This window comes from Streptomyces sp. NPDC051576, assembly GCF_040681835.1.
In the GTDB taxonomy this organism is placed as follows: domain Bacteria; phylum Actinomycetota; class Actinomycetes; order Streptomycetales; family Streptomycetaceae; genus Streptomyces.
Genome location: NZ_JBFAZO010000007.1, coordinates 364,672 through 385,607, shown reverse-complemented (window position 1 = coordinate 385,607; position 20,936 = coordinate 364,672). Strand labels below are relative to the sequence as shown.

At 70.9% G+C, this 20,936-nt stretch carries 21 protein-coding genes; 14 read left to right on the top strand and 7 right to left on the bottom strand.

The genetic code is table 11. From position 1 onward, the window contains the following. Positions 1 to 47 precede the first annotated feature (47 nt). From AB0M63_RS24990 to AB0M63_RS24955, 8 genes are read left to right on the top strand one after another with little or no spacing between them, the layout of a single operon-like run. Positions 48 to 1,136: a sugar ABC transporter substrate-binding protein gene (locus AB0M63_RS24990; protein WP_366020947.1), complete on the top strand. Its 1,089-nt coding sequence runs from the start codon at positions 48 to 50 to the stop codon at positions 1,134 to 1,136. Next, positions 1,133 to 2,638 carry a sugar ABC transporter ATP-binding protein gene (locus AB0M63_RS24985; RefSeq protein WP_366020946.1) on the top strand — a complete coding sequence of 502 codons (1,506 nt, stop codon included), beginning with the start codon at positions 1,133 to 1,135 and terminating at the stop codon, positions 2,636 to 2,638. Before AB0M63_RS24990 ends, AB0M63_RS24985 begins: the two co-directional genes overlap by 4 nt. Next, positions 2,631 to 3,659, top strand: a complete 1,029-nt coding sequence (locus tag AB0M63_RS24980; RefSeq protein ID WP_366020945.1) for an ABC transporter permease — start codon at positions 2,631 to 2,633, stop codon at positions 3,657 to 3,659. Before AB0M63_RS24985 ends, AB0M63_RS24980 begins: the two co-directional genes overlap by 8 nt. A 60-nt stretch (positions 3,660 to 3,719) precedes the next feature. Continuing rightward, complete coding sequence (locus AB0M63_RS24975; protein WP_355911539.1) at positions 3,720 to 5,069, top strand: L-fuconate dehydratase; 1,350 nt, start codon at positions 3,720 to 3,722, stop codon at positions 5,067 to 5,069. Beyond that, entirely contained in the window at positions 5,066 to 5,821 is a 756-nt protein-coding gene (locus AB0M63_RS24970; RefSeq protein ID WP_366020944.1) for an SDR family oxidoreductase, read from the top strand. Before AB0M63_RS24975 ends, AB0M63_RS24970 begins: the two co-directional genes overlap by 4 nt. Next, positions 5,818 to 6,819, top strand: coding sequence for an aldo/keto reductase (locus AB0M63_RS24965; protein WP_366020943.1), 1,002 nt, complete (start codon positions 5,818 to 5,820; stop codon positions 6,817 to 6,819). The genes AB0M63_RS24970 and AB0M63_RS24965 overlap by 4 nt, the downstream gene beginning before the upstream one ends. After that, entirely contained in the window at positions 6,816 to 7,130 is a 315-nt protein-coding gene (locus AB0M63_RS24960) for an L-rhamnose mutarotase (RefSeq protein ID WP_355911529.1), read from the top strand. The genes AB0M63_RS24965 and AB0M63_RS24960 overlap by 4 nt, the downstream gene beginning before the upstream one ends. After that, on the top strand, positions 7,127 to 7,966 hold the full coding sequence (locus AB0M63_RS24955) for an amidohydrolase family protein (RefSeq protein ID WP_366020942.1): 840 nt from the start codon (positions 7,127 to 7,129) through the stop codon (positions 7,964 to 7,966). Before AB0M63_RS24960 ends, AB0M63_RS24955 begins: the two co-directional genes overlap by 4 nt. On the opposite strand, the gene AB0M63_RS24950 is transcribed toward AB0M63_RS24955, so the two are convergent. Continuing rightward, on the bottom strand, positions 7,954 to 9,375 hold the full coding sequence (locus AB0M63_RS24950) for a lipase maturation factor family protein (RefSeq protein ID WP_366020941.1): 1,422 nt from the start codon (positions 9,373 to 9,375) through the stop codon (positions 7,954 to 7,956). The genes AB0M63_RS24955 and AB0M63_RS24950 overlap by 13 nt on opposite strands. A 135-nt stretch (positions 9,376 to 9,510) precedes the next feature. Between AB0M63_RS24950 and AB0M63_RS24945 the strand changes: the two genes are divergently transcribed. From AB0M63_RS24945 to AB0M63_RS24935, 3 genes are all read left to right on the top strand, one after another. After that, the gene (locus tag AB0M63_RS24945; RefSeq protein WP_366020940.1) at positions 9,511 to 10,764 is read left to right on the top strand and encodes a DUF6777 domain-containing protein; all 1,254 of its coding nucleotides are present in this window, start codon (positions 9,511 to 9,513) and stop codon (positions 10,762 to 10,764) included. A gap of 69 nt (positions 10,765 to 10,833) precedes the next feature. Beyond that, positions 10,834 to 12,909 (top strand): SpoIIE family protein phosphatase, encoded by a 2,076-nt coding sequence (locus AB0M63_RS24940; RefSeq protein WP_355911518.1) that lies wholly within the window; start codon positions 10,834 to 10,836, stop codon positions 12,907 to 12,909. Between the two features lie 31 nt (positions 12,910 to 12,940). Further along, on the top strand, positions 12,941 to 13,804 hold the full coding sequence (locus tag AB0M63_RS24935) for a DNA-formamidopyrimidine glycosylase family protein (protein ID WP_366020938.1): 864 nt from the start codon (positions 12,941 to 12,943) through the stop codon (positions 13,802 to 13,804). Here AB0M63_RS24935 and AB0M63_RS24930 read toward each other — a convergent pair whose 3' ends face one another. After that, complete coding sequence (locus AB0M63_RS24930) at positions 13,805 to 14,521, bottom strand: SDR family oxidoreductase (protein WP_366020937.1); 717 nt, start codon at positions 14,519 to 14,521, stop codon at positions 13,805 to 13,807. It lies immediately after the preceding gene. Positions 14,522 to 14,593: 72 nt separating this feature from the next. On the opposite strand from AB0M63_RS24930, the gene AB0M63_RS24925 reads away from it, so the two are divergent. After that, positions 14,594 to 15,415, top strand: a complete 822-nt coding sequence (locus AB0M63_RS24925) for a helix-turn-helix transcriptional regulator (protein ID WP_366020936.1) — start codon at positions 14,594 to 14,596, stop codon at positions 15,413 to 15,415. Here AB0M63_RS24925 and AB0M63_RS24920 read toward each other — a convergent pair. From AB0M63_RS24920 to AB0M63_RS24910, 3 genes are all read right to left on the bottom strand, one after another. Then, entirely contained in the window at positions 15,402 to 16,052 is a 651-nt protein-coding gene (locus AB0M63_RS24920; protein WP_355911507.1) for a zf-HC2 domain-containing protein, read from the bottom strand. The two genes, AB0M63_RS24925 and AB0M63_RS24920, sit on opposite strands and share 14 nt — an antisense overlap. A gap of 142 nt (positions 16,053 to 16,194) precedes the next feature. Next, on the bottom strand, positions 16,195 to 16,710 hold the full coding sequence (locus AB0M63_RS24915; protein WP_355911504.1) for a hypothetical protein: 516 nt from the start codon (positions 16,708 to 16,710) through the stop codon (positions 16,195 to 16,197). 156 nt (positions 16,711 to 16,866) lie between these two features. Beyond that, the gene (locus tag AB0M63_RS24910; protein WP_355911501.1) at positions 16,867 to 17,412 is read right to left on the bottom strand and encodes a sigma-70 family RNA polymerase sigma factor; all 546 of its coding nucleotides are present in this window, start codon (positions 17,410 to 17,412) and stop codon (positions 16,867 to 16,869) included. A 223-nt stretch (positions 17,413 to 17,635) separates the two neighbouring features. On the opposite strand from AB0M63_RS24910, the gene AB0M63_RS24905 reads away from it, so the two are divergent. Further along, positions 17,636 to 18,775 (top strand): CapA family protein, encoded by a 1,140-nt coding sequence (locus tag AB0M63_RS24905; protein WP_366020934.1) that lies wholly within the window; start codon positions 17,636 to 17,638, stop codon positions 18,773 to 18,775. Positions 18,776 to 18,805: 30 nt separating this feature from the next. On the opposite strand, the gene AB0M63_RS24900 is transcribed toward AB0M63_RS24905, so the two are convergent. Continuing rightward, positions 18,806 to 19,270 carry a MarR family winged helix-turn-helix transcriptional regulator gene (locus tag AB0M63_RS24900; RefSeq protein WP_355911826.1) on the bottom strand — a complete coding sequence of 155 codons (465 nt, stop codon included), beginning with the start codon at positions 19,268 to 19,270 and terminating at the stop codon, positions 18,806 to 18,808. A gap of 79 nt (positions 19,271 to 19,349) precedes the next feature. Between AB0M63_RS24900 and AB0M63_RS24895 the strand changes: the two genes are divergently transcribed. After that, a complete protein-coding gene (locus AB0M63_RS24895) occupies positions 19,350 to 20,165 on the top strand; it encodes an alpha/beta hydrolase (protein WP_366020933.1) in 816 nt (271 codons plus the stop codon). 240 nt (positions 20,166 to 20,405) lie between these two features. Here AB0M63_RS24895 and AB0M63_RS24890 read toward each other — a convergent pair whose 3' ends face one another. Further along, positions 20,406 to 20,867: a universal stress protein gene (locus AB0M63_RS24890; protein ID WP_355911492.1), complete on the bottom strand. Its 462-nt coding sequence runs from the start codon at positions 20,865 to 20,867 to the stop codon at positions 20,406 to 20,408. Between the last annotated feature and the right edge of the window lie 69 nt (positions 20,868 to 20,936).

Here is a 20,936-nt window from a genome sequence, read left to right as displayed (position 1 = left end):
AAATATTCCGGCAACTGCTCGATCACGCTCGATGAGGAGCCCGACAGATGGCCGGCAGCACAGTGCGGAACGGACGGCAAGGCAGGCGACTGACCGCGTGGGCGGTGCGTGCGACGGCGGCGGCCGCGTGCGGCACCCTCGCGCTCACGGCATGCGGCAGCACCAAGGACACCGGCGCGAGCAGCGCCGGCGGTGGCAGTGGTACCGGCAAGGTGGGGGTGATTCTGCCCCTGCTGACCTCGCCGTTCTGGCAGTCGTACAACGACTATGTGCCGAAGATGGCGAAGTCCGAAGGCGTCGACGCACTGAAGACGGTCAACTCCAACAGCGACCCCTCTCAGCAGATCACCGACATCAACAACGAGCTGAACCAGGGCGTCAAGGGCCTGGTCGTCGCCCCGCTCGACAGCGCCGCCATCGAAGCCGGCCTCGACCAGGCCGAGCGCAAGGGTGTGCCGGTCGTCGCCGTCGACGTGGCGCCCGACAAGGGCAAGGTCGCGATGGTGGTCCGCGCCGACAACGTGGCGTACGGCGAGAAGGCCTGCGACTACCTCGGCGCGCACATCACCAGCGGCAAGGTCGTGCAGATCATGGGCGACCTGGCGTCCGTCAACGGCCGTGACCGGTCGGAGGCGTTCAGGGCCTGCGTCAAGAAGAAGTACCCGAAGCTGAAGGTCCTGGAGATCCCCGCCAAGTGGGAGTCCGACACGGCCGCCTCGAAGCTCGACACGCTCCTCAACGCCAACCCCGACATCAAGGGCATCTACATGCAGGCGGGCGGCGTCTATCTCGCGCCCACGCTCCAGACCCTCAAGTCCAAGGGCATGCTGAAGACGGCGGGCCAGGCCGGGCACATCACGATCGTCTCGAACGACGGCATCCCGCAGGAGTTCGACGCGATCCGCAAGGGCGAGATCGACGCGACCGTCTCCCAACCCGCCGACGCCTACGCCAAGTACGGCATGTACTACATCAAGGCCGCGATGCAGGGGAAGACCTTCAAGCCCGGCCCCACCGACCACGACTCCACCATCGTCAAGCTGCCCAGCGGCATTCTTGAGGACCAGCTGCCCGCGCCCCTGGTCACCAAGGACAACGTCGACGACTCCAAGCTCTGGGGCAACACGGTCAAATGAGCAGCCCACTGACCACTCCGCTGGTGGAGGCGACGGGAATCGTCAAGCGGTACGGCCCCACCGTCGCCCTCGCCGACGGTCGACTCACCGTGCTGCCCGGCGAGTCCCACGCCCTCGTCGGACGCAACGGCGCCGGCAAGTCCACCCTCGTCACCGTCCTCACCGGACTCCAGGCCCCCGACGAAGGCACGGTGCGCTTCGACGGCGAACCCGCACCTCCGCTCACCGACCGCGACGCCTGGCGCGCCAAGGTGGCCTGCGTCTACCAAAAGCCCACCGTGGTCCCCGAGTTGACGGTCGCCGAGAACCTCTTCATCAACCGTCAGCCGACCTCCCGCGGCGGTGTCATCAGTTGGCGCAGACTGCGCACCGAGGCCGCCGAACTCCTCGACACCTGGGACGTGCGCGTCGACCCCGAGGCGCGCACCGCCGACCTCAAGGTCGAGGACCGCCAAATGGTGGAGATCGCGAGGGCGTTGAGTTTCGGCGCCCGGTTCATCGTCCTCGACGAACCGACGGCCCAGCTCGACAACCGGGAGATCGAGCGGCTCTTCACCCGCATGCGGGCGCTCCAGGAGTCCGGCGTCACCTTCTTGTTCATCTCGCACCACCTCCAGGAGGTGTACGAGGTGTGCCAGACCGTCACGGTGCTGCGTGACGCCCGCTGGATCACCACCGCACCGGTCGCCGACCTCCCGCGCCGCGCCCTGGTGGAGGCGATGGCGGGCGAGTCGATCGCCGAACTGGAGGTGCAGCTGAGGGAGTTGGACGAAGCCGCACCCGTCCTCCTCGACGCGCGGGGGCTCACCTCCGAGTCGTACGAGAACGTCGACCTCACCGTGCGCCGCGGCGAGGTCGTGGGACTCGCCGGATCCAGCGGCAGCGGCAAGATCGAGCTGGCCGAGTCCTTCACCGGGCTGTACACGCCGACCGGCGGGACCGCCCAACTCGACGGCGAGAAGCTGCCGTTCGGGGATGTGCAGGCCGCGCTCAAGGCCGGTGTCGGCTGTGTGCCGCGCGACCGGCACGGGCAGGGGCTGGTCTTCGGCATGTCCATCGGTGACAACGCCACGATGACGGTCCTGGACCGGCTCGGCCGCTTCGGCTTCGTCGGCAGCGACCGCAAGCGCGCGTTCGCCACCGAGCTGATCGACCGCCTGGACATCCACACCGAGGGTCCCGAACAGCCCGTCTCCGATCTCTCCGGCGGCAACGCGCAGAAGGTCGTCATGGCCCGCGCGCTGGCCTCCGACCCGAGGCTGCTGGTCCTCATCAACCCCACCGCGGGCGTCGACGTGAAGTCCAAGGAGTCACTGCTCGCCCGTATGGACAGCGCCCGCGACGACGGGACCGCCGTGCTCGTCGTCTCCGACGAACTCGACGACCTGCGGCGCTGCGACCGCGTCCTCGTCCTCTTCCACGGCCGTGTCGTCGCCGAGCACCCGGCGGGCTGGCGCGACCACGAGCTGATCGCCTCCATCGAAGGAGTGGACCATGGCTGACACCAAGGCGGCCCCGCCGCTCGCGGCCCCACGCGCCGCCGCCGCCCGCTCGGCGCGCACGGTCCTGCTCCGCCGGGCCCGTGAACTCGCCCTCGTACCAGCCCTGTTGGTGCTTCTGATCCTCGGCGCGATCGTCAACGATTCGTTCCTCACCGAACGGAACCTGATCTCCATCCTCGGCGCCTCCGCCGCGCTCGCCATGGTGGTGCTCGCCGAGTCGCTGATCCTGATCACCGGCAAGATCGACCTCTCGTTGGAGTCGGTGGTCGGCATCGCGCCCGCCATCGGCGCCCTGCTGGTCCTGCCGTCCGCGGAGTCCGGCTGGGGCATGGAATGGTCCGCGCCGCTCGCGCTGGTCGCGATCCTCGTCGTGGGCGGGATCATCGGCGCCTTCAACGGCATCCTGGTGGTGAAGTTCAAGCTCAACGCCTTCATCGTGACCCTCGCCATGCTGATCGTGCTGCGCGGACTGCTGGTCGGCGCCACCAAGGGCAAGACCCTGTTCGGGATGCCCGACTCCTTCTTCACCCTGGCCACCAGCACCTTCCTGAACGTCCCGATGTCGGTGTGGCTGGCCGCGGTCTGCTTCGCGATCGCCGGGTTCGTGCTGAAGTACCACCGCGTCGGCCGCGCCCTGTACGCGATCGGCGGCAACCAGGAGGCGGCCCGCGCGGCCGGTATCCGCGTCGACCGGATGCTGCTCGGGGTGTCCGTCGTCGCCGGCGTCCTCGCCTCGGTGGGCGGGATCATGCAGACCGGCTATGTCGGCGCGATCAGCGCCAACCAGGGCAACAACATGATCTTCACCGTGATGGCGGCCGCGGTCATCGGCGGTATCAGCCTCGACGGCGGCAAGGGCACCATGTTCGGCGCCCTGACCGGCGTACTCCTCCTGGGCGTCGTACAGAACCTGCTCACCCTCGCCCAGGTCCCGTCCTTCTGGATCCAGGCCATCTACGGCGGGATCATCCTGGTCGCCCTCATGATCGCCCGCGTCACCACCGGCCGCGCCCAGGACTGACCCACCGGCCTCCGGCACCCGCACGGCACCGGATCCCTGTACCCGACCGAAAGGCCTTCCGTGTCCCCGACCCCCGGCCCGCCCGCACGTGTCACCGCGGTCGACACCTACGACATCCGTTTCCCCACCTCGCGCGAGCTGGACGGCTCCGACGCGATGAACCCGGACCCCGACTACTCGGCCGCGTACGTCGTGCTGCGCACCGACGCTGCCGACGGGCACGAGGGGCACGGGTTCTCCTTCACCATCGGGCGGGGCAACGACGTCCAGGTCGCCGCGATCGACGCGCTGCGGGACCATGTGATCGGCCGGCCGGTCGATCAACTGTGCGCGGATCCGGGGTCGTTGAACCGCGAGCTGATCGGCGACAGCCAACTCCGCTGGCTGGGGCCCGAGAAGGGCGTGATGCACATGGCGGTCGGCGCCGTGATGAACGCGGCCTGGGACCTCACCGCCAAGCGCGCCGGCAAGCCGCTATGGCAGTTGCTCGCCGACGCGGACCCCGAATGGCTCGTCAGCCAGATCGACTTCCGCTACATCACCGACGCGCTGACCCCGGACGAGGCCCTGGAGATCCTGCGGCGCGGCCGGGCGGGCGCCGAAGGCCGTAGGGACGTCCTGGCGAAGCGCGGCTTCCCCGCCTACACCACCTCCGCCGGCTGGCTCGGCTACGACGACGAGAAGCTCACCCGGCTCGCCGCCCAGGCCGTCGCCGACGGCTTCCGGCAGATCAAGCTGAAGGTCGGCGCCGACCTCGACGACGACATCCGCCGCTGCCGGGTGGCCCGTTCGGTGGTCGGCCCCGGCATCCGGATGGCGATCGACGCCAACCAGCGCTGGGACGTGGACGAGGCGATCCGCTGGACCAAGGCCCTCGCCGAGTTCGACCCGTACTGGATCGAGGAACCCACCAGCCCCGACGACGTCCTCGGCCACGCCACGATCCGCGCGGCCGTCGCCCCGGTGAAGGTCGCCACCGGTGAACACGTCCAGAACCGCATCGTCTTCAAGCAGATGCTCCAGGCCGGCGCCCTCGACATCCTCCAGATAGACGCGGCCCGCGTCGGCGGAGTCAACGAGAACCTCGCGATCCTGCTGCTCGCCGCCAAGTTCGGGGTACCCGTCTGCCCGCACGCGGGCGGTGTCGGACTGTGCGAACTCGTCCAGCACCTCTCGATGTTCGACTACCTCGCCGTCTCCGGCTCCACCGACGACCGCGTCATCGAGTACGTCGATCATCTGCACGACCACTTCCTCGATCCGGTGGTGATCCGCGAGGGTCACTACATGGCACCCACCACGCCCGGTTTCTCGGCCACCATGCGGCCCGAGTCCATCGCCCGGTACACCTTCCCCGGCGGCACCTTCTGGGCCGCCGACCTCGACCGCCAGAAGGGACACGCGGCATGACCGACTTCGAGGGCCTCAAGGCCCTGGTCACCGGCGGCGCCTCCGGCATCGGCCGGGCCACCGCCGAACTCCTCGCCGAGCGCGGCGCCCAGGTCGCCGTCCTCGACCTCGATCCCACCAGCGTCGAGAAGCCCCTGCTCGGCTACCGCGCCGACGTCACCGACGACGCGTCCGTACGGCAGGCCGTGGCGTCCGCCGTCGCCGACCTCGGCGGACTCGACATCCTGGTCAACAACGCGGGCATCGGCGCCCAGGGCACCGTCGAGGACAACGACGACGACGAGTGGCACCGCGTCCTGGACGTCAACGTCATCGGCATGGTCCGCGCGGCCCGCGCCGCCCTCCCGCACCTGCGTGAGTCCTCCCACGCGGCGATCGTCAACACCTGCTCGATCGCCGCCACCGCTGGCCTTCCCCAACGCGCGCTCTACAGCGCCACCAAGGGCGCCGTGTACTCCCTCACCCTGGCCATGGCCGCCGACCACCTCCGCGAGGGCGTCCGCGTCAACTGCGTCAACCCCGGTACGGCGGACACCCCTTGGGTCGGCCGCCTCCTCGACGCGGCTCCCGACCCGGACGCCGAACGCGCCGCCCTCGCCGCCCGCCAGCCCTCCGGCCGGCTCGTGTCGGCGGCCGAAGTCGCGGGCGCCATCGCCTACTTGGCGAGCCCGCTGTCCGGCGCCACCGCCGGCACCGCCCTCGCCGTCGACGGCGGCATGCAGGGCCTGCGTCTGAGGCCGGTGGGCCAGTGAGCACCCTCGGCGGCAGCGGCGTCGAGGTCAGCGCACTGGCCTTCGGCGGCGCCGCGATCGCCAACCTGTACACCGAGGTGAGCGACGAGCAGGCACACCGGGCGGTCAACACCGCCTGGCAGCAAGGCATCCGGTACTTCGACACCGCGCCCCACTACGGCCTCGGCCTCTCCGAACGCCGCCTCGGAGCCGCCCTGCGCGAGCACCCACGCTCGTCCTACGCCATCTCGACCAAGGTCGGCCGCCGCCTGGAACCCGTGGCGGCCGTGACCGGCGACGACCTCGACAACGGCTTCGTCGTACCCGCCACCCACCACCGCGTCTGGGACTTCAGTGCCGACGGGATCCGCCGCACTTTGGACGCCAGCCTCGAACGCCTCGGACTCGACCACGTCGACATCGTCTACCTCCACGACCCCGACGACCACGCCGAACAGGCCTTCCGCGAGGGCTATCCGGCCCTGGAGAAGCTGCGTGCGGAGGGAGTCGTGGGCGCGATCGGCGCCGGGATGAACCAGGCCGGGATGCTCACCCGGTTCGTCCAGGACACGGACGTGGACGTGGTGCTCTGCGCCGGGCGCTACACCCTGCTCGACCAGAGCGCCCTCGCCGAACTGCTCCCGTCCGCCGTGGCACGCGGCCGGTCGGTCGTCGTTGGCGGCGCCTTCAACTCCGGTCTGCTGGCGGACCCGAAGCCGGACGCCACGTACAACTACGCCCAGGCACCGGCCGAGTTGCTGGACCGCGCCCTGCGCATGAAGGGCGTGGCCGAGCGGCACGGCACAACATTGCGGGCCGCCGCCCTGGCCTTCTGCGCCGCGCACCCGGCCGTGGCGAGTGTCCTCGTCGGCGCCCGCTCGGAGGCCGAAGTACGGGACTGCGCCGAGCAGTTCGCGGCCCCTGTACCGGGCGCGTTCTGGCAGGAGCTGCGGGACACGGACCTCCTGCCGGCCGACGCCCCCGTCCCCACCGAGAAACCGCCGGAGGAGCCGTCATGAGAGTCGCCCTGCACACCAAGGTGCGCGCCGACCGCATCGACGCGTACGAGAGTGCCCACCGCGAGGTCCCCAAGGAACTCAGCGCCGCGATCCGCGCCGCCGGCGCCACCTCCTGGACCATCTGGCGCAGCGGCACCGACCTGTTCCACGTCCTGGACTGCGAGGACTACGCCCGCCTGCTCGCCGAGTTGGACCAGCTCCCGGTGAACGTCGCCTGGCAGGCGCGGATGACCCAACTCCTGGACGTGGTCCACGACTACTCCAGCGAGGGCACCGACGCGGGCCTGCCCGTCGTATGGGAGCTGCCATGACCGTCGACGCCCACCACCATGTCTGGGACCTCTCGGTCCGCGACCAGGACTGGATCACCGTTCCCGAACTCCAGCCGCTCCGCCGCGACTTCACCGTGACCGACCTCGAACCCGAGGCCCGGTCGGTCGGCGTGGACCGGACCGTCCTCGTCCAGACGGTCACCGTCGCCGAGGAGACCCCGGAGTTCCTCGCCCTCGCCGACGCGCACGACATCATCGCCGGAGTCGTCGGCTGGACCGACCTCACCCGCCCGGACATCGCCGACGAACTGGCCCGCCTGCGCGAACTACCGGGCGGCCACCACCTGAAGGGCATCCGCCACCAGGTGCAGGGCGAGCCCGACCCGAACTGGCTGCTGCGCCCGGACGTGCTCCGGGGCCTGGCCGCGGTGGCCGACGCGGGACTCGTGTACGACCTGCTCGTTCTGCACCACCAGCTTCCCGCCTGCGCCGAGGCGGCCGTGTCCCTTCCTCAACTCACCTTGGTCCTCGACCACTTGGGAAAGCCGCCCATTGCCTCGGGACAGCTCGAACCCTGGGCGACACCCCTGCGCTCCCTCGCCGCGCTCCCCAACACGTACTGCAAGCTGTCGGGCCTGGTCACCGAGGCCGACTGGAAGACCTGGCGTACGGAGGACCTCCACCCCTACGCCGACACCGCGCTCGACGCCTTCGGGCCGAGCCGGCTGATGTTCGGCTCGGACTGGCCGGTATGCACCCTGGCGGCGACGTACGCCCAAGTCGCGGACGCGGCAGGTGAGTTGACCGAAGACCTCAGTGCGGCCGAGCGCGCCGAGGTCTTCGAGGGCACCGCCACCCGCGTCTACGGTCTCTGAGCCCTGTCCGCCAACCGTGTGGGCGGCAGGTACTCCCGCACGAACGTCCGCTCCCAGCACGCGCCCGTCTCCCGCAACTCCCGCCAGGTCGTGTAGCGGTAGCGGAAGAGGCGGGCCCGGACGAAGCGCGGCGGTTCGCCGGGCGGGAACGGGGAGCGGCGCAGGAGTCGTAGCGTGTCCGGGTCGTTCTCCAGGAGCCGTTCCACCAGGGCGCCGAACCACGGGTCGGCGTAGCCGGGGGAGAGTGCCGCGAACCACATCATCCAGTCCAGCCGCAGATGGTAGGGCGCGAACTGGCGTGGCCAGTGCCGCGGATCGCCCGGCTTGCCCCTGAACTCGTACTCCCGCCAGTCGGATCCCTCGCGGGGCACGGTGTCGGTCGTGCCCTCGACCACCACCTCGTGGCGGATCCGGCCGACGGTGCCGAACGCGCCGTAGGTGTTGACCAGATGGAGCGGATCGAAGGAACGGTTCATGATCTGGCGGCGGGAGATCATGTTGAGTACCGGTCGGCGGCTGAGCCACAGCAGCACGGCGGCGACGGTGAGGACCACGGTCTCGTACCAGACGGGTGGCCCGGGTACGGACGGCGGTGTGTGGGGGAGCCTGAGCGCGGACAGGGCGAGCACGATGGTGATCCAGTTCAGCCAGGAGAAGTTGCCGGACAGGACCAGCCACAACTGGGTGACGATCATCAGGGACGCGGCGGCCGACGCGATCGGCTGCGGGGTGAACAGCAGGACGGGCACGACGAGTTGGGTGAGGTGGTTGGCGGCGACCTCGGCCCGGTGCAGGGGGCGTGGGAGATGGTGGAAGAACCAGCTCAGCGGGCCCGGCATCGGCTGTGTCTCGTGGTGGAAGTCCAGGCAGGTCAGTTTCCGCCAGCAGGCGTCGCCGCGCAGCTTGATCAGACCCGCGCCGAACTCGACCCGGAACAGGATCCAGCGCAGCAGGAACAGCACCACGACCGGCGGGGCCACCTCGTCGTTGCCGAGGAACACGGCCAGGAAACCGACCTCCAGCAGCAGTGACTCCCAGCCGAACGCGTACCAGGTCTGACCGACGTTGACGATCGACAGATACAGCGCCCATGGCGCCAGCCACAGCAACATCCCGCCCCACAGGGGGAGTTGGGAGTCGAGACCGGCGGCCAGGGCCACCGACACCGCGCAGCCCGTCCATGCGCAGGCCGCGAAGAAGCGGTCCGTGTAGTGGAGTTGGAAGAGGCTCGGCGCCCGCCCGAACGGGATCAGCTCGACGAACCGGGGGACCGGCAGCATGCCGCGCTCGCCGATCAGCGCGCGGAACTGCCGGGCCGCCGTGAGGAACGCGAACAGATAGACACCGGCCAGGGCCCGCTGGAAGACCAGCCGGCTCAGCCAGTAGTCGGGTGCGGTGAACCATCCCACGACCGTGCGCTCCTGTCTCCATCGTCGCGCATCAGCAGACCGTCACTCTCCGTATTCCATGTCTCCGGTTGCGTAACCCAAGTGAGTGAAGCAGACAATAGTGGCGAATCACCCGGCTTGAGGCGGGAGAACACGGTGCGCATCTCCACCGGAACCATCGCCACGGCCTGCGCGCTCTCGGCGGCACTCCTCGCCGCCGGCTGCGGCGGCGACGGCGGCAAGGACACGAAGCCGAGCGGCGAGGTCTTCCTGCAGCCCGCGGCGGCACAGGGCCCCGACCCCTTCACGGACTCCACGGCCACCGCCGCGAGCGCCATGCCACGGGTCACCCGAACACCGCGGTCGACACCTGAGCGGACCGCTTCTCCGTCCACCGGCCGTATGCGAGCCGTCTCCGGTGCCACGCCCGGCCTGTACGGCGGGACCGCGCGGACCGGCAGTTGTGACGTCGAGCGACAGATCGCCCAACTCGCCGCCGACCGGGCCAAGGCCCACGCCTTCGCGCAGGCCGAGGGCATCTCCCAGGGCGCGATCCCCGCGTATCTGCGCGGGCTGACCTCCGTCGTGCTGCGCGCCGACACCCAGGTCACCAACCACGGCTTCCGGGACGCACAGGCCACCGGCTTCCAGTCGGTCCTCCAGGCCGGCACCGCCGTCCTCGTCGACGACCGGGGCGTGCCCCGGGTCCGCTGCGCCTGCGGCAACCCGCTCAAGGCGGGTGTGGCGGGCGCCGGCTCCGGCACCAGCGGTCGGCCGTGGTCCGGGTTCCGGCCCGCGGAGGTGGTCGTGGTGACCCCCGCGCCCCAGGTGATCACCAACGTCACGATCATCGACATCGTCCACCACACCTGGATCGAACGGCCCCTCGGCCATCGCGGGCCCCATCACGACCATGTCGTACCGCCGCCGGCAGCGGTCACGCCGACGCCGGTCCCCAAGCCGTCCCACCCTTCTCCGCGACCGCCCCACGAGAGCGCCTCCGGCAGCGTCCCGCCCGCATCCGACGGTACGAGTCCGGCGCCCAGCGGTAGTGCGAGCGCCGTCCCGGAGACATCGCCCTCCGACTGCGCCACCCCGACGGTCACCGTGAGCCCGGGCACGACCGGCGCCCCGGCCCCCGTAGCGCCGCCCCCGGGCGCCACCGGCTGCCCCACCGCGACCGTCACGGCCAGCCCGCCCGGCAGTACCCCCACACCGCGCGGGCCCACCCCGAGCGCCGAGACACCCTCCGCACCCTTGCCCTCCCAGGACCAGGACTCCGGCTCCGCCGACGAGATCGGCCCGCCCACCGTCCCGGAGACCCCCGACCTGCCCGACGGCGGCGGACTGGTCCCCGACGACACCACCAGCAGCATCTTCGACAGCCCCACGAATGTCTTCGCCGGCTGACCGCACGCGCAGTACCCGAAGTGGTCGGAGAAGTCGAAGAATCAGGCAAATCCTGGCAAGGTGGGCCGCATGGTTGATCGGGGAGCGAGCGCCCTGTCACTCCCGGACGACTGGCCCGCCCACCCGGATCCGATCCTGGCGCTCAACCGCATGGGCAGTTTCGACTGGGACCTGGACAACGGCCTGTTCCACATGGACGCCCAGGCTCACGAGGTCTTCGACCTGCGCCCCGACGAATACGACGGACGCCCCGAGAGCCTGGCGATCCGGGTACCGCCGCCGGAGGGCTACCGGCTCGACGGTCTCGTCTCCCAGGCACTGAAGGACGGCAGCGAGAACTACGGTGCCTACTTCCGCATGAGGCTGCGCGACGGCACCCTGCGCTGGACCCATACCCAGGGCTACATCCGCCGCGACGAGACGGGGCGCCCGCGCCGGATCATCGGCATCGTCCGCGACGCCACCCAGGAACTCGCCGACAGCGCCGCCCGCCGCGAACAGGCCGCCCAGGACGCGGCCCGGCGCGACCAGACCAACGTCGTCCAGCTCACCACCGCCGCCCTCGCGCACGCCCGTACCGTCCAGGACGTCATCGACGTCCTCAAGGACACCCACGGACTCGTCCACCTCGGCGCGACCAGCCTGGTCATGGGCCTGGTCGAGGCCGGCCGGATCCGCCTGGTCGCCGAAGGACCCGAGGGCAGCTTCGTGCCCGGCACGGAAGTCACCCGGATCGACGAGCCGTACCCGATGGGGGACGTCGTACGGACCCTCAGCCCGGCCTTCATCGAGTCGCCCGAGGAGTTCGCCGAGCGCTACCCGATCCTCTGGCCGCACATCACCGACCTGAACATCACCGCGGCCGCCTATCTGCCGCTGATCGCCCAGGCCCGGCCGATCGGGGCCATGGGCCTGCTCTACAGCGACCGGCGCGGATTCTCCACCGACGAGCGCAACGTGCTCGTCGCGCTGGGCAGCAGCATCGCGCAGAGCCTGCAGCGCGCCATGTTCTACGAGCAGGAGAAGGACCTCGCCCAGGGCCTCCAGCAGGCCATGCTGCCGCGCGCCATCCCCAGCGTGCCGGGCGCCGACGTCGCGGTCCGCTACCGGTCCGCCAAGGCCGGCCGGGACATCGGCGGCGACTGGTACGACCTGATCCCGCTGCCCGGCGGCCGGGTCGGCGCGGTCATCGGCGACGTCCAGGGCCACGACACGCACGCCGCCGCCGTCATGGGGCAGTTGCGGATCGTCCTCAAGGCGTACGCCGCCGAAGGGCACACCCCGGCGACCGTGATGGCGCGCGCCTCCGTCTTCCTCCACGAACTCGACACCGACCGCTTCGCCACCTGCCTCTACGCCGAGGCCGACCTGTCCACCGGAGTGGTCCAGGTGGTCCGGGCCGGCCATATCGACCCGCTGGTACGGCAGTTGGACGGCACCTGCCGGCGCGTGTCCGTCGAAGGCGGGCTGCCGCTCGGTCTGTCCGCGGAGTTCGGGCGGCTCGAATACCCCGTCTCCACCATCGAACTCGATCCCGGCCAGACCCTGGTGCTGTGCACTGACGGCCTCGTCGAACAGCCCGGCGCGGACCTCGACGACGGCCTGCACACCCTCATCGCCCTCGTCGCCTCCGGCCCCGACGACGTACGCGATCTCGCCGACCTGCTCATCGACGTGGCCGAGGAGCGCGGCGGCGAGGACGACGTGGCGCTGCTCCTGCTGCGCCGGCGCGGCCTCGACACCCCGCGCTCCGGCGGCCGGCTCCGGCTGCACGTGGGCTCCGGCGACGCCGCGGCCCTCACCGAGGCACGGCACATGGTCCGGGCGGCGCTCCGCGCCTGGGGCGCCGGCGAGCGCTCCGACGAGGTCGAACTGGTCGCCGACGAGCTGATCACCAACGCGCTGATGCACACCGAGGGGTCCGCGATCGTCACGCTCAGGGTTCTCACCGGCCCCGACCGCCGTCTGCGCGTCGAGGTCGAGGATTCCTCCAGCGCCCTCCCGCGCCGCCGGGAGGCGGGCGACGAGGGGGTCTCCGGGCGCGGCCTGCTCCTGGTCGACCTGCTCACGGACGTGTGGGGCGTGGAGGCGCGGGGCAGCGGCAAGTGCGTGTGGTGCGAGTTCCTGGTGCCGGAGCGGAACTGACCGCACGGGCCCCGGATGGCACTCTGGACGTATGCCGGAACTTCCCGAGGTCGAAGCGCTGAAGGACTTCCTGACCGAACACCTCGTCGGCCACGAGATCGTACGGGTGCTGCCCGTCGCCATCAGCGTCCTGAAGACGTACGACCCTCCGCCCACCGCGCTGGAGGGACACGAGGTGGTGGCCGTGCACCGGTACGGCAAGTTCCTGGACGTCGAGACGGACGGCGGCCCGCACTTCGTGACCCATCTGGCCCGCGCGGGCTGGCTGCACTGGAAGGACCGCCTCCCGGACGGCCCGCCCCGCCCGGGCAAGGGTCATCTCGCGCTCCGCGTGGCCCTGGAGACCGGTGAGGGCTTCGACCTGACGGAGGCGGGCACACAGAAGCGCCTCGCGGTGTACGTCGTGGCCGATCCCCACTCCGTCCCGGGCGTCGCCCGGCTCGGCCCCGACCCCCTGGCCGACGACTTCACCGAGCCACGCTTCGCCGAACTCCTCAAGGACGAACGCCGGCAGCTCAAGGGCGCCCTGCGCGACCAGACCCTGATCGCCGGGGTGGGCAACGCGTACAGCGACGAGATCCTGCACGCCGCGAAGATGTCCCCCTTCAAACTGGCGTCGTCCCTGACCCCCGCCGAGACACACACCCTCTACACCGCCCTGCGCACCACCCTCACCGAGGCCGTCGAACGCTCCCGGGGCGTGGCCGCAGGCCGCCTGAAGGCGGAGAAGAAGAGCGGCCTGCGCGTCCACGGCCGCACCGGCCAACCATGCCCGGTCTGCGGCGACACCATCCGCGAGGTCTCCTTCAGCGACTCCTCCCTCCAGTACTGCCCGACCTGCCAGACGGGCGGCAAGCCACTGGCGGACCGGCGGATGTCGAAGCTCCTCAAGTAGCTACCAGGGAACGTCCGTCCCGTCCCACGACACGAACCGCCCCGTAGGACCGTCATCCGGCACCAGTGCCAGGGCGACCGCACCCCGGGCCGCCTCCGCCGGGTCGCCGTCGCTCGTGGCCGCTCGTTCGTTGAGGTCTGTTCTGCGCAGGCCGGGGGCGAGGGCGTTCACCTTGAAGCCCTCGGGGGCGAGGGACTGGGCGTAGAAGACGGTCAGGGCGTTGAGGGCCGTCTTCGAGGAGCGGTAGGCGGCGCCCGCGCCGGCGGACCGGGCGAAGTCCCCGTCCGGGTCGGTGCTTCGGGTCAGGGAGGCGGTTCCGCTGGAGATGTTCACGATGCGGGGGTGGGATGAGCGGCGGAGGGCCGGGAGGAAGGCGTTGGTGACCGCGAGGACGCCGAAGACGTTCGTCTCGTAGGTGCGGCGGAAGTCGTCGAGGTCCGCCTCGGGTGCCGGGCTGCCGCCGGCCATGATGCCCGCGTTGTTGACCAGGACGTCCAGGGCGGTGACCTGTCGTGCCGCCGCCGCGATGCTGTCGGCGTCCGTGACGTCGAGGGGCAACAGGCGTGCGCCGCCGCCCAGTTCCTCGACTGCCCGCTCTCCCCGGGCCGCGTCGCGCGAGCCGACGTAGACGGTGAGGCCCTCGGCGACGAGCAGGCGGGCGATCTCCTTGCCGATGCCCTTGTTGGCGCCGGTGACGAGTGCTGTGGAATCGTTCATAGGGACGACGATTCCGCAGCCGAGGCCGCCGAACCAGGGACAACCGATCCCTGGCAGCCGGAGGGAGCCACCATGACCGGCAAACAGGAACTGGCCCGATTTCTGCGCGGGCGGAGGGAACAATTGGTGCCCGCCGATGTCGGGTTGCCCGGTGAACCCTCCCGGCGGACCCTCGGGCTGCGCCGCGAAGAGGTCGCCGAGCTGGCCCACATGTCCGTCGACTACTACGCCCGCCTGGAGCAGGCCCGCGGCCCGCGCCCGTCCCCCCGCATCCTGGACGCCCTCACCGGAGTCTTCCGGCTCACCCCGGCCGAGCGCGGCCATATGTTCCGGCTGGCCGGGACCGAGGCGACCCCGCTCGCCGCCCCGGTGCGCACGGTCCGCCCGCATGTGACGGCCCTGCTGCGCCGCATCCCGGACACGGCGGCCATCGTCACCGACGCCCTCTGCGACGTCATCGCCGCGAACGCGTCGGCCTCGGCCGTATTCGGCCGGGACTACGGCGCGCGACCGAACCTGGCCCGCCGCAGATTCCTGGGCAGCACCATGGAGAGTTCGGGCGCCGAGGAGTTCGCCCACATCCTGGTCGCCCGGCTGCGCCGCTCCACCGACCGCTATCCGCACGACCCGGCACTCGCCCGGCTGCTGGCCGAACTGCGCGCCGGCAGTGAGGAGTTCACCCAGATCTGGGACACCGGTCCGGTGCACGCGCCCGGCCACCGCTCCAAGACCCTGATCCATCCGGAGGCGGGCCCGCTGCGGGTGAACTGCGATGTGCTCACCGTCCCGGACGACGACCAGCAGGTCGTCTTCGTCACCGCGGACCCGGGCAGCCCGTCCGAGCGGGCCCTGCGCCAACTGGTTTCCGCGGGCCGGGACTTCAGTGCGCGGTGAGCCGCACCAACCGCGTGCCGTCCGCGGTCCGCACGTCGTAGTGGTCGATCTCGTCGGGGTGCATCGCCGCGCCACCCTGCATCGTGATCATCGTCGCGTCGTGCGCGGGTACGTTCCAACTGGTCACGGTCTGCTCGGAACCGTCGCGGCCGACGACCACGAGATGACACGAGCGGGGGCCGGCACCATCCTTGATCTTCAGGGACACATCACTGCCGTAGCCCTCGTCCGCGGCCGTGATCTGCGCCCACACGCCCGACTTCGCGTCGGTCGCGGTGAGGGACACGGCCCCGTCACCCTGCCCGGCGAGAGACGCGACCGCGGGCCCGCCCACGGCGAACACCACCGACGCGGCCACGGCGTACAGAAAGCGACGCCGTCCGGCCCGGTGACGCGCGGTCACCTCGCCGAGCAACCGGTCCAGCAGCCGCGGCCCGGGTTGTGCCATGGGGTGCACTGAGCGCGGCGTCGCCCGCCGGTACAGCATCAACTGCCGTGAGGCGGGACCGAATTCGGTCACATGAGCCGCGCAGCTAGTGCACTCCATGAGGTGATCCTCGAAGCGGAAGGCCTCCGCCTCGTCCAGCACGCCGAGCGCGTACGCGCCGACGTCGCGATGCCTTTCCAGGGACCTCATGCCGAATCCTCGTGCCGTTAGGTGCGGGTGGGGTTACTCCTTGCTCCCATCGGTACGCACCAGCCAGCCGAATCACTCAAGGCACACACAGAATCGCCATCAACTCATTCGGAGCGGTCGGGCCCACGGATTGGTCCCCGTTTCAAAAAAGATGGATGGCGAGATGACCGAGCGGCAGACCCAGTTGCCAGGCGGGCGTCCAGACCTTCGGCCCGTCGTCCTCACCGGTCACCGGACCGCCTCCCGGCACCGCGTCCAGATCGGGCGCGAGCAGCTCGGTCTCCTCCAGCCAGCGCCAGGCCGCCTCCGCCAGCACCAGATCCGGTGCGTCGGCGCGGGATGCGACCGCCTCGGCCGTCAACTTGGACATACGTTCCTGGACCCAGTCCTGCCACGGCTGGTCGTACGCCGTGAGCGAAAGCCAGGTCTCCAACTGGGTGACCACCCGGATACCGGACAGTTCGCCGTCGGTGTCGGAAAGGAAGATGGTCAGCGCCAACGCGTCCCGCCCCGCGCGGAACTCGAAGGACGTCGGCGGCATCAGGTCGCCGGTCCGCAACAACTCGTCGGCGATGTACTCGGCGTACAACCACGCCATGGGGACGGTGAGTTCACCGCCACCGGTGCCGTCCGTGCTCTCTTGACCTCTGTGCAGCATCCCTTCCTGCCTTCCTCCGGTGCGTGCGCGTCGCCCGGCCCGAGGCTCCGTCAGGAACCCCGAGCCCCCCAGTCCGGAACACGGATGAGGACAGCCGATTACTCAACCAGGGTCCTCAGCAAGGCGCTTTACGGAGGTTTGACTAATCAGTCGGTTTCACCGCAGGTCGGCCGCATAGCCCGGTAGCACCCGGCGCAGGGCGCGCAACGCGTAGTAAGCGCGGGACTTCACCGTACCGGGCGGAATCCCGAGCGTTGCCGCGGCCTCCGCCACACTCGCCCCCTGGAAGTACACAAGCACCAGGACTTCACGGTGCTCCGGAGTGAGTGTCTTCACAGCCTCTCGCACATCGAGCGTCGCCGCCGACCGTTCCGCGTGATCGGCACACACCCGTGCGTTCTCCAGCACCGCGTCCCCGACCTCGGGCGGTCGCGCCTGCCGGGCCCGGCGCGCGTCGATGGCGAGCCGCCGTCCCACCGTCAGCAGCCAGGGCCGTACGGACTCGAAGTCGTCTGCGCGCAGCGCCTCGGGGTGCTGCCAGGCCCGTACGAGGGTCTCCTGGAGCAGGTCCTCGGCGCGCTGGCGGTCGCCGTCGCAGAGCCGGAGCAGCAGCGCGAAGAGCGGCCTGCCGTGCTCGCGCTGGAGTGCGGCGAGCTCGTGCTCGGCGGTCGTTCCGTTGGTGAGCGTGGGTCCGGCCGTCATGGCCGTATGGCATCCCGGCGGGCCGCCCGGGGGACAGGGCGCGCGCAGGGGGCTGCGGCGGACGGTCGATCGCGTCGACGAACGGTGCGACGAACGGTCCGCGTCACCCGCTGTCACCCCGCACGCGGACACCGGACGGGTCATCAGAGGCCGGAAGTCGTTTGCGGGGCCGGTGAAGTTCATACCTATTGGTGAGTAAATATGACCTCAGTGGGGTGAATCGATGATCGCACGCAGACGCCAGGTGGCCGTCGCCCTGGCAGCCGTTCTCGCCGCGGCCGCCGCCTGTCAGGGCCGGCACCACGACTCGAAGGCCTCCGGCCGTCCGGCGCCCCCCGCCGCCCGCGGCTTCACCCTCGTCGCCGCCGGCGACATCCTCCCGCACAGTGCCGTCCTGGACCGCGCCCGCTTCGACGCCGGCGGCACCGGCTACGACTTCCGGCCGATGCTCGCCGGGGCTCAACCCGTCGTGTCCCGGGCCGACTTGGCGTTGTGTCACATCGAGACCGTGTTCGGCGACCGGACCGGCTCCCCGGCCTTCGACTCCCCGCCCGAGGAGGCCCAGGGCCTCGCCGCGACCGGCTACGACAGTTGCTCCACCGCCTCCGACCACAGCCTGGACGAGGGGGCCGTCGGCATCCAGCGCACCCTCGACACCCTCGACCAGGCCGGCGTACGGCACGCGGGAACGGCGCGCACGGACGCCGAGGCGCGCGCGGTCACCCTGCTGCGCGCCGGGCCGGCGAAGGTCGCCCACCTCGCCTACACCGCCGACACGAGCGGCGTCCCGCTCCCGCCGGGCGACCCCTGGGCGGTGAACCTCGCCGACCCCGCCCGGATCCTGGCCGACGCCCGGGCTGCCCGGAGCGCCGGCGCCGACGTCGTCGTGGTGTCCCTGCGCTGGGGCACGCCGGGTCTGGACGCGCCCGACCCGCAGCAGGTGGCGCTGGCCAGGGAACTCACCGCCGCCCGCACCGGCGGACGCCCCGACGTCGACCTGATCCTCGGCACCGCCGCCCACTCCCCGCAGGCGTACGAGAAGGTCAACGGCACCTGGGTGGTCTACGGGCTCGGCGACCAGATCACCGGCGAGATGTACGACAACGCCGGCACCCAGGACCCCGGCGGCAACCAGAGCACCCTCGGCCGCTTCACCTTCGTACCGCCCGCCCGGCCCGGCGGCCGCTGGGAGGTGGCCAGGGCGGAGTTCGTGCCCCAGCTGTTCGACATCGACGCGGGCCGGGTCGTCGACCTGAACCGGGCGATCGCCCAGGGCGCCGAACTGACCGGGGACCGCGACCGGATCCGCGAGGTGGTGCTCAGCCGGGGCGCGGCGAAGGACGGGCTGGTGATGGGGAAGTAGAGGGGAGTTCCTTTCGGGGCAGGTGGGGGCTCAGTCCACGTCGACGTGCGCGAAGGTCGCCAGCATCTGGGTCAGCACCCGTGCGCACGCGCGGACGTCCGCCTCCGTCAGGTCGCCGCCGACCTGCCGCATCAGATAGTGCTCGCGGCCCAGCACATCGGTGATGGTCGACCGGCCCGTGTCGGTCAGCCGGATCAGCGAGGACCGCTGGTGCGCGGGGTTCGGGACGCTCTCGACCCAGCCGCGCGCCGCCGCGTCGTTGACCATGCGCTGCACGAACTGCCGACTCAGCGCTTGGTCGCGGCCCATCTGCGGAACCGTCATGGGCCCGTGCAGGCGCAGCAGGTTGAGGACGGCGCGGACGCCGGCGGACACGCCCTCGACGGGTTCGGCCTGCTCCACCTTGCGTGCCGCGCGCCGGTAGAGGGGGCCGACCAGGTCGAACACCTCGGTGAGGCGGTGGCCGAGTTCGTCCGGGGGCAGGGCGCCGGGCATCGGGGGAGCGGAGTCGTTCACGATCCCATCATGACACCTGGGTTGCCAAACCCTGCCCCAAGATGACACCTTGGTTGTCATGACGGCTGCTTCGAAACTGAGCTTCTTCGCATCTGCCGACGGGGAACTCGCCTACCGTAACGTCGGCACCGGCACCCCCGTGGTCCTCCTCCACTCCGGCTTCGCCGACCACCGTGTCTTCGACGAGCAGATCCCGGCCCTCGCCCGCGACTTCCGCGTCATCGCGCCCGACATCCGCGGCCACGGCTTCTCCGCCAACGCGAGCGGGCCCTTCCGCTGGGCCGACGACCTCGCGGCCCTGCTCCACCACCTCGACCTCGGGCCGGCGGTGCTGCTCGGCCTGTGCATGGGCGCAGCCGTCGCCACCGACACCGCGCTGGAACACCCCGAACTGGCCCGCGCGGTGGTGGTCTCGGGCGCCGGCACCAGCGCGTTCGAATACGCCGACCCGGAGCTGCTGGAGGAGCAGGTGCGGACCGCGCACCTCCTCGGCGCCGGCGACATCCCGGGCTGGCTCGACCGCTTCGCCCAGGGCGTGGCGGGCCCGCACCGCACGGTCGACCAGGTCGAGCCGTCCGTGATCCGCCGCCTGCGCGAACTGACCACCCACACGCTCTCCAAGCACACACCCGGCGAGCACAACTGGCTCGTCCCCCTCGACGACCCGTGGTCCCGCGTCCCCAAGCTCGACGTCCCGGTACTGGCCATCCACGGCGCCCTCGACTGGCCCGACAGCATCGCCATGGCCGACCGCCTCATCAACACGGTCCCGAACGGCCGCTCCACGACGATCGAGGGCGTCGGCCACTACCCGAACATGGAGCAGCCGGACCACTTCAACGAGATCCTCAAGGAGTTCCTCCACTCCCTGTGACGAAACTCAGGTCCGAGACCTGCAACGAGGCGGGCACCGGCCGCAACCACACGGTGCCGCGCCGCTCCGGATCGTCGTACGGATAGCCCACGAACCGCTCGTCCCACCGCGCCTCGTCCACACCGAGGTACTGAGCGGGCGGCGCAGGAAGGAGTCCACATCGAAAGGGTGAGATGTCGATGTCACCCCTGCATCGTCGGCCGGATGGGAGCCCCCTGAACACCGTCCGTGGACCCAGGTCTACGGCACCACCGTCACCGGCCACCGCCCCGCCTTCACCAACCGCACCGCGACCGAGCCGATGATCCGGTGGCCGGCCTGTTCGGAGGCGCCGACGATGACCGCGTCGGCCTTGAGTTCGTCGGCGGCCTTCACCAGGCCGCCGTAGGGGTCGCCGCGGAACGTGTGGAATTCCCAGCGGATGTCGAATATCCCCTTCACGCGCTCGGTCTCGCTGCGGATCTGCGCGACGAGGTTCTCGGCGATCTCGTCGGTCGTGTCCGCGACCGGCGCCCCCATGGCCGCCCCCGCCGCCAGCACCGGCTGCACGTACACCAGGGCGAGCAGCGCGCGCTGACGTCGGGCCAGGCCCGCGGCATATGCCGCGGCCCGCAGCGAGGACTCCGAGCCGTCCACCCCGGCCACAATGACCTTCGGCCCGTCCGTGCCCCGCTCGAACTGAGTTGAGTGCTGTTCCGTCACGGCCGTGAGGCTATCGGAACCCGCAGGTCCTCGGCCGTGCCCGGGAGTTCTCGACGGGCGCGCGGCCCA

Bases quoted from the DNA above. Each gene is read 5' to 3' on its own strand.
- AB0M63_RS24960 (WP_355911529.1), top strand. From the start codon at position 6,816: ATGAGAGTCGCCCTGCACACCAAGGTGCGCGCCGACCGCATCGACGCG.
- AB0M63_RS24985 (WP_366020946.1), top strand. From the start codon at position 1,133: ATGAGCAGCCCACTGACCACTCCGCTGGTGGAGGCGACGGGAATCGTC.
- AB0M63_RS24905 (WP_366020934.1), top strand. From the start codon at position 17,636: ATGATCGCACGCAGACGCCAGGTGGCCGTCGCCCTGGCAGCCGTTCTC.
- AB0M63_RS24990 (WP_366020947.1), top strand. From the start codon at position 48: ATGGCCGGCAGCACAGTGCGGAACGGACGGCAAGGCAGGCGACTGACC.
- AB0M63_RS24940 (WP_355911518.1), top strand. From the start codon at position 10,834: ATGGTTGATCGGGGAGCGAGCGCCCTGTCACTCCCGGACGACTGGCCC.
- AB0M63_RS24925 (WP_366020936.1), top strand. From the start codon at position 14,594: ATGACCGGCAAACAGGAACTGGCCCGATTTCTGCGCGGGCGGAGGGAA.
- AB0M63_RS24935 (WP_366020938.1), top strand. From the start codon at position 12,941: ATGCCGGAACTTCCCGAGGTCGAAGCGCTGAAGGACTTCCTGACCGAA.
- AB0M63_RS24910 (WP_355911501.1), bottom strand. From the start codon at position 17,412: ATGACGGCCGGACCCACGCTCACCAACGGAACGACCGCCGAGCACGAG.
- AB0M63_RS24930 (WP_366020937.1), bottom strand. From the start codon at position 14,521: ATGAACGATTCCACAGCACTCGTCACCGGCGCCAACAAGGGCATCGGC.
- AB0M63_RS24895 (WP_366020933.1), top strand. From the start codon at position 19,350: ATGACGGCTGCTTCGAAACTGAGCTTCTTCGCATCTGCCGACGGGGAA.
- AB0M63_RS24980 (WP_366020945.1), top strand. From the start codon at position 2,631: ATGGCTGACACCAAGGCGGCCCCGCCGCTCGCGGCCCCACGCGCCGCC.
- AB0M63_RS24900 (WP_355911826.1), bottom strand. From the start codon at position 19,270: ATGCCCGGCGCCCTGCCCCCGGACGAACTCGGCCACCGCCTCACCGAG.
- AB0M63_RS24920 (WP_355911507.1), bottom strand. From the start codon at position 16,052: ATGAGGTCCCTGGAAAGGCATCGCGACGTCGGCGCGTACGCGCTCGGC.
- AB0M63_RS24970 (WP_366020944.1), top strand. From the start codon at position 5,066: ATGACCGACTTCGAGGGCCTCAAGGCCCTGGTCACCGGCGGCGCCTCC.
- AB0M63_RS24915 (WP_355911504.1), bottom strand. From the start codon at position 16,710: ATGCTGCACAGAGGTCAAGAGAGCACGGACGGCACCGGTGGCGGTGAA.
- AB0M63_RS24955 (WP_366020942.1), top strand. From the start codon at position 7,127: ATGACCGTCGACGCCCACCACCATGTCTGGGACCTCTCGGTCCGCGAC.